Raw genomic sequence first — 11,383 nt, forward strand, 5'->3', positions numbered from 1 at the left:
TTCAATAACAGCAGAAGTCTTCACTTCTTCCTAGCTGTATTCCCAGTTGTTTGTGTATGGTTAACTTCAATGGGTATCTGCACAATGGCATTCAACCTTAACGGTTTCAACTTCAACCAGTCAGTTGTTGATGCAAACGGTAAGATTGTTCCTACATGGGGTGACGTTCTTAACAGAGCAAACCTAGGTATGGAAGTAATGCACGAGCGTAACGCTCACAACTTCCCACTTGATCTAGCAGCAGCTGAGTCTACAACAGTAGCTCTTTCAGCTCCAGCTATCGGTTAAGCTAAAGTTCTTAATTTTACAAGCCCCCTTTTTGGGGGTTTTTTTTTGTTTAATTTTCAATTGGGTATGCATATTTATTACTGAGAACCAAATCGTGAGAATGATTAGGGCATAAAGAATTATTAGTGTCTTTATGACACTAGATCTTAAGCGGGCGATCCCTGGGCGATCAAATGCTTAACTGTGCAATACTTTGCTCTATTTAAAGCATTTCTTGAGACTCATTATGGCTGCCTATATTTCAAACTAAAGTTATGGCATGACTTTGTTTTCTTGGGTACTGTCGCAATTTGCTGATCGAGTGCTTTGGGAGCACTAGGTCGCAGGTTCGAATCCTGTCGCCCCGATCAGTCATAGCAATAGAAGTCAGATATCACTTATTAATGACCGCAGCTGTGCGCGGTCAAATTGCGGTCAAATAATGCTTTTAGTATTTTATGGCTAGTAAGAATAAACAAAAAGAGCTAATTAATAAACACTTAGTTAAAGCATTATTTCTTGACTAACAATTCAATTCAGGCACATCATCATTTGTATTTATTCCTACGCTTCTCTTTTCTCCAGAATAATAAGAATCTCTCGTTTTGAATGTACCAGTTGTAATAGTTCCAGTGATTGAGTTAAAACAAGCCGAAGTACCGGCTGTACCTTTGAAATATGGAATAGATCTAATAAAAAGATTTGTTCCTTTTTGGGACATCCTTATATTAAAGAAACCGAGTGGACTATTCCATTGTGGAGTCGAGGGATTATCCACTGCCAAATCAAGTTGTTTCCAAGTCTTGCATATTTCTTTACCCTTTAAATGCGCAGCCCACTGGCATGCTGGAACTGGAGTACACTTAGAAAGCTCTCCAGCATTTTGAGGTAATTTCCCATAATCTAGGTAACACATTTGAGCGGCCTTAATAAAGTTTGAAACTTGAGTTGAGCCTTCAATTTCAGTAGCTTTATTTATAAATTTAATGAAGTTTGGAATGCTTAACGCAGATAAAATTCCAATTATTACGACAACAACTATTAATTCAATAAGAGTAAATCCCTCTTGATTATTATTTAAATATTTTCTGAATAATCTTGCGGTCAAATTGCGGTCAAATCTATCTAATTTAATGCTAAATATAATTTTTAAATTTTGCAAAAAGTCTGCAATAACTAAAGACCTAGTGATCTTTTTTCATATCTAGTGCTTTGGGAGGACTAGGTCGCAGGTTCTAATCCTGTCGCCCCGATCATTTATAGCAGTAAGTCTCAGCTAATAATATATTTCCCTCAAAAATACGTTCCCTCAAAATTTCCTCAAACACATTTTTATAGAAGTTCTTTCCTTAAATTCATTTTTAAAAAACTATCTAAGGAAAACATATTTAGTCTTTAAAACTATCTCTTAATTCTGGATACTTAGAAAATCTTTTCCTTTGGCATTTATTTACCTTTTTTATTCTTCGAGAAGTATTTTTCTCAATAATTGCTTTTTCATAACATTTTTTAAATTGTATTTCTGGATCAAACATCTCTTCTAAGTCGATAATTTGATAGCCAACGGGAGTAGATATAAAAATAAAGGCACTTAATAAAATAGGTAAAATTATGGGTATTGTAAAAATGCTTTTAATGTCCTTACCCAATAATTTTAAAAATTCAAGAATAACTGCAAATACAATAATTAAATATATAAATATGGGAAATAGTCTATAGAGTTCATAAAGATTTAAATTTGTAATGACATCTCCATTTCTAAAGCTTGGGTAAGGTCTAATTAAGAAATAAAGCAAAAAACTGTATGCCCAAATAACGAGGTATTTAAATCTAAGTGTTTTCCTATTTTTAAAATAATTTTTCATACAATTTGTTCACGAAAAAATTAATTAATTTCTTATTCACCGACTTTTATCAAATTATATATTTAGCATCAAATCTCAGCTTATAATATTTTCCCTTATTATTCCCACCAACATATTTTTATAGAAGTTGCTTCCTATAAATTATTTTTAAAAAGTAATGAAGTAAAACATAATTAGTCTTTAAAACTATCTCTTAATTTTGGATAATTAGAAAATCTTTCTCTTTGACATTTATTCTCTTTTTTTGTTCTTAAATTTAGATCTTTTTCTGATTGAGCATTTTCATAACACAATAAAAATTTCTCATAACGATTTTGAGATTTTCTGGAAGGAAATTTATATATATAATTCTCAATTCCAAAATCATCTCCCTTAAATGGTAAATCTATAACTTTTCCATTCCCACTTTGATCAAGTGAGGCGAAAACTCCGTATCCATATTTCCTTATGTATCCAGTTGGTTTTGCTAGAAAATAAACAGTATCAGCTTTATTTTTTATTTCAATTTGATAATGACCAGAAGAATTGAACCATTTTTTTAATTTAACGCCACTGTAATCTAAAGGTTGGTTCTTTCTGCAAAATTTCGGAATATCTTTTTTACATCCTTTTACCGCAATAAATGTACTAACCTCTCTTGTATTTTTCGGTAGTTTATTGTTCTCAGATAGAAAAGCTTTAGATGATGCTATATAAGTTTGTAACTCAATGATTGCTGACTTTTGCACTGACTTGGCATAGCCTTCTCTATAATTTGGCATGGCAAATGCAATAGTGATATATGTATAAGCAAAGACAAAGAATAAAGTTATAAAATATTTTGCCTTTTTTTGTTGTCTCGATTTTTCAGATAAGACAGAAAAACTAATAAATATAAAAAGAATCGAAGTTAACGAAAAAATTACAGCTGCAGGTATGGGGATAACATCAACGAAAAAAAGTTCAATAAAATAAACAATTAAATATAAAATAAAAATTAAAGCTAAAAAGAAAATATCAGATAATATTCTTATCATAAATTTCGGCTTAGTAATTCATCTCAGTTGATTTTAATTCAGAAAATTTTCCCTCAAAATTACCTCAAATAAGGCAATCTTAGGCCAATGTAGTCTGGACTAATCAATGAAATACTTTTAATATAGCTATAAGTCTCAATTATAGCCTTGTTTTAGCGGGTTCTTTGGGAGCACTAGGTCGCATGTTCGAATCCTGTCGCACCGACCATTTAAAAACCAATTCATACTAGCGAGTCTCCCAACTCTCTTTTTTATTTCTCATTTGTCTTAAAATCTCTGCGGGCGAGGGTTTGTATAACTTTGGATAACTTTGGAGGTTAACTCGCCCATTCCTTAAGAATATTTACATTAAGGAAAATTTAGAAATTAAACTTAATTCCAGCCATTAAGTTTGTACTTGTTATAGCGTCATAATTTATACCATCTTCATCAAAACTATCTGTTTCGAGATAAACTACCTCTCCATATAAGTCAGTATTCTCGGATAAAGAATAAGTAACCCCTCCTTTTATATCCCAGGTAAATAAATTCCTCCCGTCATCTGTAACAACAATATCAGTCCCATCAATAGTAGTTGTGTATGGTTGCAACTTTATAGTTGTTCTACCTACACCAATACCCACGTAGGGAGTGAATTTACTCTCATTTAGGAAATGTCTATACATATTAAACATAATGGATTCAACATCATAACTTGGTTTAGGATCTATTGACCCTACGACTCCTACCCCAGTCGCAGCTATCTCAGCAGAAATATTATCTTGTTTAGGTTCTGTCTTTCCATATGAAAAGCCAAATCTCAAAAAATCACTCTGATAGCCAACTTCAATTTCATATCCAAGGTCTGATTCTATGTCAAAATCCAAATTATAATTTACGCCTCCAATAGTGGCATCTCCTTCTGCGCCATGAATAAATGTTTGAGCACCACCAATTGAAAAATAAAAATTCTTTGATTCTTCTGCAATTGATGGTGCGATAAATGAACTTATAAGCAAAGATGCTCCAATGAAATAATTTTTCATCAAATTTAAATATTTTAAAATTTTTTTAAAAAATATCACATTTTTTTTAAAGGTATAGATGATGTCGTCTTCTCAACATTTTTTTGTAAATTATCTTTTTAAAAATTCAAATTTATTATTTATAAAATTCTGCGGGCGACAAACGGGCGAGAATTTCTATAGTTAAGGCTATTTTTGTATAGCTTTAGCCTTTTTGAGTCTCATACTTTTATACATACTTCAACTAACTTGCCATAGCCTCTCTTGTTAATTCTGGGTACTGTCTCAAATTGAAGGGCGAGTGCTTTGGGAGCACTAGGTCGCAGGTTAGAATCCTGTCGCCCCGATCAGTTATACCAATGGATTATAAATATTTAAGTTAGTCTTATATTGAAAAAGGGTAGCTCTAGGGGTAGCTAGGGTTATGTACTTTGTACATACTTGTGCCTAGTTTTCTCCTTATATATAATGTTTTTTGAAACGTCCTAAGTAAGAAAAATGCTCTTTGCAAAAACTGGACAAGGTGTTGATATTTTTTCTCCAATAGGGATTTTGATTCTTTTTATGGGGGTTGTTTTGACTGTTGGGTTCCCTGTCGCAATGATTAAGTTCGGCAGAAAGTGCTAGTAAGCATTTAATTCCGTAAGTGCTTCTTCTTTATCAAACAATTAATAATCAATTTTTTTAGTAATTAATTAATTTTCTATTTCCATCTCTAGTTTCTACTTTATTTATTCTTAACCCAATGAAAAGCACCCATATAAGTGCAAAGACTACTGGTAAGAAAACGATAGCAAGTTTCATCATTTTTTTAAAAGTGTAATTTGCTCAATATAATACCGTTGAAATAGGTATTTTATTTAAAATTTCACGTTTATTTACTATGCAATGCACAATTAGCGAGGCTACAAAAGCTCTCGGATTTAAAAGTAGAAATTCTCTTTATCTATTACGAAATATATTATCTCTGAATTTAATATTCATTTAATATAAATAAACTAGTGATTCAAATAATAAAGAATTAATAGAATTTCACACAAAAAAAAAGACTCTAATGAGTCTTTTAATTCAAATCTATAAAAAATTTATTGATCAGTGTCAAGTTTACTAAAGTTTGGTCCAAGAATAATCCATATAAGGGCAAAAAGACCCATAAAAGCACCTCCTACGGCAGCTGCAGAAGGATTGAAACCACCTATAGTGATTGTAGTTAATAAATCCATTGATTAAAAAAACAAATTTCTTGCAATCATACAGAACTTTAGAGGAAATATACCTAATGTATATAGAAAAGAAATAATCGAAATATCTCTTCATTGATCAATCTACCTGGCACTAGATCGCTCAGGAGGTAGCTAGGGGGTAGCTAAAGTTATATACGACTATATAGTGACGCAATATTGAGACTCAAACTCATTCCACTTACTTATAAAAAGTCTAACCATAGTAAGGAAATATTGATTAATCTCAATTAAATTACGGAGTGCTTTGGGAGCACTAGGTCGCAGGTTCGAATCCTGTCGCCCCGACTCTTAAAAACCAAGTCATACTAGCGAATTACCCAGACTCGCTTTTTTATTGTTTGTTGTCTCATACCCCCAAAGAGGAGCTGTATGGGGAGCTAGAATCTTCGAAGTTCCCCAAATAATGCTTAATTCATAGCGGTATTTGACCGTTTTAACCCAATTAGGAAAGATTTTCTTTCTTTGTATCTTTGAATATCAACATTTAGCATTTCTGAAAGAACTAATTGCTTTTTTTATTGCCTAATTTTTTCGATTTTTTCCAATCTTCGCATGCTTTATTTTCGTCACTTGAAGAATTAGATAATTGATATGCGTTCTCTCTCCATAAATAAATATCACTTATGTTAGTGTGGACAATTCCTCCTTTATCTTTTGTGTCTAAGGTATATTTATCGGTTTCTTTCTTAGTTGGAGCACTCATGATTGCATTTGAATAATGATTTATTGCATCAATAAGACTTTTCTTTGCTTCATCACCCCCACATTCTCCTTTCTTTTCTATTCCCCTGTATGACCTAAAAAGTAGATTCAACTGTGTATTACCTAGAGCAGTATGTATGCGATAAGTCAAACCAAAGGGAAAGAACCTGTTTTTGCTCTAAGTTATTTAAAAGATTATCTCAAGCTTATTTTTGCTTAATTCAGTTAATCTCTTTTACCTCTTCGTCTTTTACCTCTTCCGCTTTTCCCTCTTCCGCTTTTACCTCTTCGTCTTTTACCTCTTCCTCTTTTACCTCTTCCGCTTTTACCTCTTCCGCTTTTACCTCTTCGTCTTTTACCTCTTCCGCTTTTACCTCTTCCTTTTTTACCTCTTCCGCTTTTACCTCTTCGTCTTTTACCTCTTCCGCTTTTCCTCCTTCTTCTTTAATTTCAACTATTTTTACCTTTGGCTCTTTCTTTTCAACTTCAAATACTTTTTCTGCTATGGTTTCAAACTTACCCTTAATTAAATTTACTATGAAGATTAATATAGGAACATGGGCTAGACCTCCAATTACTATTCTTGTTTCTGAATAAGCCATTTATTTTTAATAAAGCTGAGATATTTAAGCATAAATCTGATTTTTAGAATCCTTTTATTAAGCCATTGGCAAAGCAATAGCAGCTAGTAGTTGGTAGTAGTAAGCATTTCATTTATTCAACTGGAGTTAGTGAATAACAAATGTCTTCATAACCATTTTCTTTATCCCACTCTTTCATCTCTGGAGTACTTGTAGCAGTCGCAAATCCTTCTAAATCTTTAACTTCAAGTATTAAGTGACTTTTATGTTCATTTACTTTGATGAGTTCATATTCTTCGACATATTTATGTCCCTCCTTTTCATGGAAGTCTGCTACAAATTTATCGAAATCCCCAAAAGATCAATCAAAAATAGAAACTATTTAAGGTATTCATAAAAAAAAGAGGGTTTTATCCCTCTAAGTTTAGGTCAACTGTCAATTGTCAAGAAAAGACTGGTGGATAAGGTGTTTGTCCATTCATTAAAGCTGTATCAATTGGTTTACAGATATTCATCAGTGCATCTTGTCCAAACCCAGGACCAGAAGGTCCATCTATAAACTCCTGAAATTCCTCAGCAGAAATACCTTCTTTTACTTCCCAAAAACAATATACAGGACCATTTTTAGTTACGGCATTTGCAGAATGGTTATAAAATCCTTTTTCTTTATTAGCTACCACCGCATCGTCCCATCCACCGCCAGGGGCCATTGCTGCATAAGCTGTTTCCCACCATTTTTCAGCTTTTCCTGCCTTAAATTCATGATGAACAATATAAAACGTTGAAGACATAAAATAATATTTGTGCTGATAATTAACCTACTTCGAATGAGTAAAGAGAAGATTAATTTATTTCCAAATTTAGATTTTTAAATTTCTAAATCTACTGTCAATCATTAATAAGTAGCTAATCCTTCAACTCTTCCTAAACATTTGAAAATTTAACCTATTTACCACCACATACCGAGATTTAATTTTTTTGCATCCCTATTACATGCAAGCTCACACTGGCTTAACTCTTTGACTGAGAGAGCCTCAAGTATTCTTGCCATATCAATAGAAGATAGTTCTCCATTAACGTTCCACTTAAGTGTAGTTTTACGTTGAGGTGTGTTTTTTGTTGTTTTCATCATGACTTTTTAAGGTCGAGGATAATTAAATAGCATGATTATTTAAAATTCTCAAATATTTATTAAGTAATAGAGTATAAATTACCAAAAAAATATGAAGTTTTTATAAGTTAACCAATTAAATTTATTTTTAAAAATCTAGAAACTATAAGTGTTATTATCCCATCTTTCTAATTTTTTCTAATTATTCTTTAGATCGACTGTCAATCATATATACAAAAATAAATCAGCATAACTACGCATATACAACATTAATTAGATTGCCTAATATTTTACTAATCGAATGGAGGGATTAGAAATGATTGATAGTCCACCAGAGAATTTAATAAGATTGGTTTAAATAGCCAAGTCCTACACAATTTACTAATTATTACTACCTAAAAGAGAGAGATTGTTTCCATTTAACGGCTGGAGTTCAATCTCTTTTTTATTGTTTAAATTCTGTCCTTAATAATTGGGGACAAATAGCGTACAAATAGCTGACAAAAGATGCTTAATTGAAAGGTAAAGTATTCTTAGTAGGAGATATAAAAAGCACTTCAAAAACAATTCCAGTCAAAGCAATAGGCAATACCCAAATAGAAATAAACCTATGATCAAAAAATCTTAAATGGTCTTCTCCTTTAAAAACGCCTTTTAAAGAGGTGTACAAAGTTTCTGGCCTTTTATAAGAAGGGCCATTTTTAATTGGAGAATATGGTTTTATAAATGCGGAAGAAGCGGCGAATTTTGCAATTTTTCTAATTAAATAAATAGGCAATACCCAAAGGGCAACATATCTTCCACTTAACCACTGTCTCGCGTTAGGGAGAGCATAATCTTTAATAGATTTGTTCTCTGGTATTCCAGATTCCAAATCGTTATAAATATTTTCTAATGATGATACTTTTTTTGATTTTTTAATCATTTATTTAAAAAAAATTAACCTTAAAATAAAAATATTCCTAACTACTAAAATAACTAAAAAGTAGTTAAGAATATTTTCGTTGGCTGAGGTTCAAGAGACGGAATCTTATACCGTTGCAGATTCGCCAAATATCTACATATTATTTATATATAAAAAACTCTTTTTTTAAAAGTAAATAATATACACAATCATGAATAATTTTTTAATAGTTAAAGTTATTTAAAAAGGTAATTTAGTTTAATATCTGAGCTTCTTTAAAAATTATTTAAACCTCATTTTCTAAGATTGCGAAAAAGAAAATGAGGTCAAAGGGAGGTTCTCATTACAAACCGCATTTATCAAAGCTAGCGTTTAGTAGATTGCCCTAATATCTACTAATAAATTTATATAATGAGGCATCAAATAAAGGAAGACTAATTTTATACAAATAGATGTCTAATATTTTTTTAAATAATTACTTAGAATAAAGCAATTAATGCGCTAACTAAATTCATTGAAAGATGAAAAAAAGCATAAAGAGAAACTGCAAAAAATAAATACTGTTCTATTGGAATCATGAAAAGCTTTTAATTAAGAATTAAATAATTGGATTAATTTTTTGTTAAAAAGATATTTTCTAAAATATAACTTTGTTCTATTAATTCATTTTTAAGAGTCATTTTTTCTAACAACTTATCCTCTGAAGAATTAAAAGCACCCCATCTTTTTAGCCAAAATAAGGTATAAAAAAATGCCATTATAAAAGGTGCTCCAACAATTAAAAATCTTATATCCATTTTAATTTCTAAATTAATAAGATTTAAACTGCATCGCCAAAATTGCTCCCAAGAAGAAAACCGTTGGAATCCCTAGGGCATTAACAGCCGCAGTTCTAACCGTAAAAACTGGATATCCTTCTGATGGTCTTCCTGTGTCAGGAACAACCGCTGAATCTTCCCAAACTTGATAGTTTTTGAAAGGAGTTACTCCTCTTTTAGGTAAACCTAATGGCGTTAAATTAAAGACATCCCATTTACCCAACCAAAACACTGTAAATATCCATGCAAATATTATTGGTGAAATAACGAGTAAAACTCTAAAGTCCATTTGTATAGTAATAATAAATTTGATTATTATTTTGTCTCTTTTACTTAAATAAATGATTGAATCATTAATTTATATTTAAACAAAAACTCTTAATAACATTAATTCTTATCATTATTAACATTAGGAAATGATTAATTGATTTAAGTAAAGTATATTTTTTTAATTGCGATATTTGGCTATTTTTTTGATGTAGATTTTAGTTAATTAAAAAACAAATATGGAAACCTTTAGATTCTTACTTTTTGGTTTTGCTGGAGTTAGTGTGGTTTTTTGGGTAGCTGTTATAGCTTTATGGCATGCGTACATGTTTCCAAGATTCTTCAATGAAGATAAAGGTTTAAATTCAGTAATTAATGAAGAAATTAGTTCTCCAAGCAGCCCAATCTTAGGTGATTTAGTTAAGAGCAATAATTTCAGAAATAGAGATAAATATTCAATGAAAAGTTTAGTTATTGCAGACTTTTCATCTGCAAGTAATAATTTCAACCTTAATAAACTCTATACAATAGTAATGATTGGAGTTACTTTTTCTAGTTTTATTTTTATCACTTATGGATTAAGCAGTTCAATAACAACGGTTAGTTAAATGGAATCTATATATGCAATTGTTTTTATTACTTGCTTTGTTTATTTAATTTTTGACTCATTCGAAAATATAAATATTAAATAGATTGCTAATGTTTTTTGCCAGCTAATAAAATTTTTCTTCTTATATAAAAGAATACTATTGTAGTTATTATCATTACAGGTGGATGAAATGATATTGAATTTAGATATTCGAAGTAATCAAATGATTCCAAAATTTTTGCTCGTAATTTCCTAAAACTATATTTCATCTCTCAAATTTTTATTGATTTAAATAGATCAATATCTTGTATAAAATGCTAGTTAAATTTTTCTTAACTAATATTTTGTGGACAAATATTACTTTATTTGTATCGACAAAACTCGCAGAGCTAAGAAAAATTAGATCTAGCTCGAAAAACCTATTGCTGAACTATGGCTGTTAAGTGCTTTGAGAGCAACCTGGTCTTAGGTTCGAATCCTGTCGCCCCGATCAGTTATAGAAGTAAGTCTAAGCTAATAATAAATTACACCCAAAAAAGGTTGCACCCAAAATGCACCCATAAACTATATTTTTTAGAGTAAACAAAAATAATTTTTTTTTTAAAAATTTGTTATTTTTAAATTGAGTTAATTTTTAACATTGAAGCTATTTAAAATAATTTCCCTCACCTCATTTGTTTTTGTCCCATTAGCTTCAATTGAAGCTGATGAATACAAATTTGAAGATATCAAATTTGATCAGGTTGAGAACGTTCAGAATACTTATCAACCAAAAGACAAATTAGATGAATACATAATCAAAGGAGCAAATTATTCGACCAAATTTGTTCCATTAATGAATGAGGGAGCAGAAGGTAGTGAATATAAGAGCATCATGGAGAATGATCTTAATAGATTATTAGTTGATGCAGGATTTAATTTTGCAAATGCAAAAGCAAATGGTGAGATACAAAAAATCCCATTTTTAGCCCAGACTTCTGTAAATATTTCAGGGGGTACAGAATCAGATACAAGT

14 protein-coding genes and 2 pseudogenes are annotated in these 11,383 nt (G+C 30.8%); 4 read left to right on the forward strand and 12 right to left on the reverse strand.

The annotated features are described in order from the left end of the window. Positions 1-288 (forward strand): annotated as a pseudogene (locus EU96_RS0109500) (photosystem II q(b) protein); the annotation flags it as partial. Between the two features lie 502 nt (positions 289-790). Here the strand turns inward: EU96_RS0109500 and EU96_RS09685 are convergent. The 4 genes from EU96_RS09685 to EU96_RS00610 form a co-directional block, all read right to left on the reverse strand. Next, entirely contained in the window at positions 791-1,375 is a 585-nt protein-coding gene (locus tag EU96_RS09685; protein ID WP_080735255.1) for a prepilin-type N-terminal cleavage/methylation domain-containing protein, read from the reverse strand. 280 nt (positions 1,376-1,655) lie between these two features. Next, positions 1,656-2,132 (reverse strand): hypothetical protein, encoded by a 477-nt coding sequence (locus EU96_RS00620; RefSeq protein ID WP_032527505.1) that lies wholly within the window; start codon positions 2,130-2,132, stop codon positions 1,656-1,658. Positions 2,133-2,305: 173 nt separating this feature from the next. After that, positions 2,306-3,148, reverse strand: a complete 843-nt coding sequence (locus EU96_RS00615; RefSeq protein WP_032527506.1) for a hypothetical protein — start codon at positions 3,146-3,148, stop codon at positions 2,306-2,308. Positions 3,149-3,507: 359 nt separating this feature from the next. Then, a complete protein-coding gene (locus EU96_RS00610; RefSeq protein ID WP_158465680.1) occupies positions 3,508-4,173 on the reverse strand; it encodes an outer membrane protein in 666 nt (221 codons plus the stop codon). A 477-nt stretch (positions 4,174-4,650) separates the two neighbouring features. On the opposite strand from EU96_RS00610, the gene EU96_RS10685 reads away from it, so the two are divergent. Next, positions 4,651-4,779 carry a hypothetical protein gene (locus EU96_RS10685; RefSeq protein WP_275040778.1) on the forward strand — a complete coding sequence of 43 codons (129 nt, stop codon included), beginning with the start codon at positions 4,651-4,653 and terminating at the stop codon, positions 4,777-4,779. A gap of 458 nt (positions 4,780-5,237) precedes the next feature. Here the strand turns inward: EU96_RS10685 and EU96_RS10485 are convergent, their stop codons facing one another. From EU96_RS10485 to psbF, 8 genes are all read right to left on the reverse strand, one after another. Beyond that, on the reverse strand, positions 5,238-5,375 hold the full coding sequence (locus EU96_RS10485) for a hypothetical protein (RefSeq protein WP_193741377.1): 138 nt from the start codon (positions 5,373-5,375) through the stop codon (positions 5,238-5,240). A 523-nt stretch (positions 5,376-5,898) separates the two neighbouring features. Beyond that, entirely contained in the window at positions 5,899-6,249 is a 351-nt protein-coding gene (locus tag EU96_RS00605; protein WP_158465681.1) for a hypothetical protein, read from the reverse strand. A gap of 70 nt (positions 6,250-6,319) precedes the next feature. Next, on the reverse strand, positions 6,320-6,700 hold the full coding sequence (locus tag EU96_RS10490; protein WP_052044288.1) for a hypothetical protein: 381 nt from the start codon (positions 6,698-6,700) through the stop codon (positions 6,320-6,322). 422 nt (positions 6,701-7,122) lie between these two features. After that, positions 7,123-7,470, reverse strand: coding sequence for a hypothetical protein (locus tag EU96_RS00600; RefSeq protein ID WP_032527509.1), 348 nt, complete (start codon positions 7,468-7,470; stop codon positions 7,123-7,125). Between the two features lie 158 nt (positions 7,471-7,628). Then, on the reverse strand, positions 7,629-7,811 hold the full coding sequence (locus EU96_RS00595) for a hypothetical protein (protein ID WP_032527510.1): 183 nt from the start codon (positions 7,809-7,811) through the stop codon (positions 7,629-7,631). Positions 7,812-8,301: 490 nt separating this feature from the next. Further along, positions 8,302-8,715, reverse strand: a complete 414-nt coding sequence (locus EU96_RS00590; RefSeq protein ID WP_032527511.1) for a hypothetical protein — start codon at positions 8,713-8,715, stop codon at positions 8,302-8,304. A gap of 590 nt (positions 8,716-9,305) precedes the next feature. Beyond that, positions 9,306-9,491, reverse strand: a complete 186-nt coding sequence (locus tag EU96_RS00585; protein WP_032527512.1) for a hypothetical protein — start codon at positions 9,489-9,491, stop codon at positions 9,306-9,308. 13 nt (positions 9,492-9,504) lie between these two features. Further along, positions 9,505-9,801 (reverse strand): cytochrome b559 subunit beta, long form, encoded by a 297-nt coding sequence (psbF, locus tag EU96_RS00580; RefSeq protein ID WP_032527513.1) that lies wholly within the window; start codon positions 9,799-9,801, stop codon positions 9,505-9,507. 217 nt (positions 9,802-10,018) lie between these two features. On the opposite strand from psbF, the gene EU96_RS00575 reads away from it, so the two are divergent. Together EU96_RS00575 and EU96_RS0109515 are read left to right on the forward strand one after the other, a co-directional pair. Beyond that, complete coding sequence (locus EU96_RS00575) at positions 10,019-10,387, forward strand: hypothetical protein (protein WP_032527514.1); 369 nt, start codon at positions 10,019-10,021, stop codon at positions 10,385-10,387. A 621-nt stretch (positions 10,388-11,008) separates the two neighbouring features. Further along, positions 11,009-11,383: pseudogene (locus tag EU96_RS0109515) on the forward strand (inverse autotransporter beta domain-containing protein); the annotation flags it as partial.

Source organism: Prochlorococcus marinus str. MIT 9302 (assembly GCF_000759975.1).
GTDB lineage: Bacteria > Cyanobacteriota > Cyanobacteriia > PCC-6307 > Cyanobiaceae > Prochlorococcus_A > Prochlorococcus_A marinus_M.

Excerpts from the sequence above, each read along its gene's own strand:
- EU96_RS00620 (WP_032527505.1), bottom strand. The coding sequence starts at position 2,132 with ATGAAAAATTATTTTAAAAATAGGAAAACACTTAGATTTAAATACCTC.
- EU96_RS00615 (WP_032527506.1), bottom strand. The coding sequence starts at position 3,148 with ATGATAAGAATATTATCTGATATTTTCTTTTTAGCTTTAATTTTTATT.
- EU96_RS00610 (WP_158465680.1), bottom strand. The coding sequence starts at position 4,173 with ATGAAAAATTATTTCATTGGAGCATCTTTGCTTATAAGTTCATTTATC.
- EU96_RS10685 (WP_275040778.1), top strand. The coding sequence starts at position 4,651 with ATGCTCTTTGCAAAAACTGGACAAGGTGTTGATATTTTTTCTCCAATA.
- EU96_RS10485 (WP_193741377.1), bottom strand. The coding sequence starts at position 5,375 with ATGGATTTATTAACTACAATCACTATAGGTGGTTTCAATCCTTCTGCA.
- EU96_RS10490 (WP_052044288.1), bottom strand. The coding sequence starts at position 6,700 with ATGGCTTATTCAGAAACAAGAATAGTAATTGGAGGTCTAGCCCATGTT.
- EU96_RS00600 (WP_032527509.1), bottom strand. The coding sequence starts at position 7,470 with ATGTCTTCAACGTTTTATATTGTTCATCATGAATTTAAGGCAGGAAAA.
- EU96_RS00595 (WP_032527510.1), bottom strand. The coding sequence starts at position 7,811 with ATGATGAAAACAACAAAAAACACACCTCAACGTAAAACTACACTTAAG.
- EU96_RS00590 (WP_032527511.1), bottom strand. The coding sequence starts at position 8,715 with ATGATTAAAAAATCAAAAAAAGTATCATCATTAGAAAATATTTATAAC.
- EU96_RS00585 (WP_032527512.1), bottom strand. The coding sequence starts at position 9,491 with ATGGATATAAGATTTTTAATTGTTGGAGCACCTTTTATAATGGCATTT.
- psbF (WP_032527513.1), bottom strand. The coding sequence starts at position 9,801 with ATGGACTTTAGAGTTTTACTCGTTATTTCACCAATAATATTTGCATGG.
- EU96_RS00575 (WP_032527514.1), top strand. The coding sequence starts at position 10,019 with ATGGAAACCTTTAGATTCTTACTTTTTGGTTTTGCTGGAGTTAGTGTG.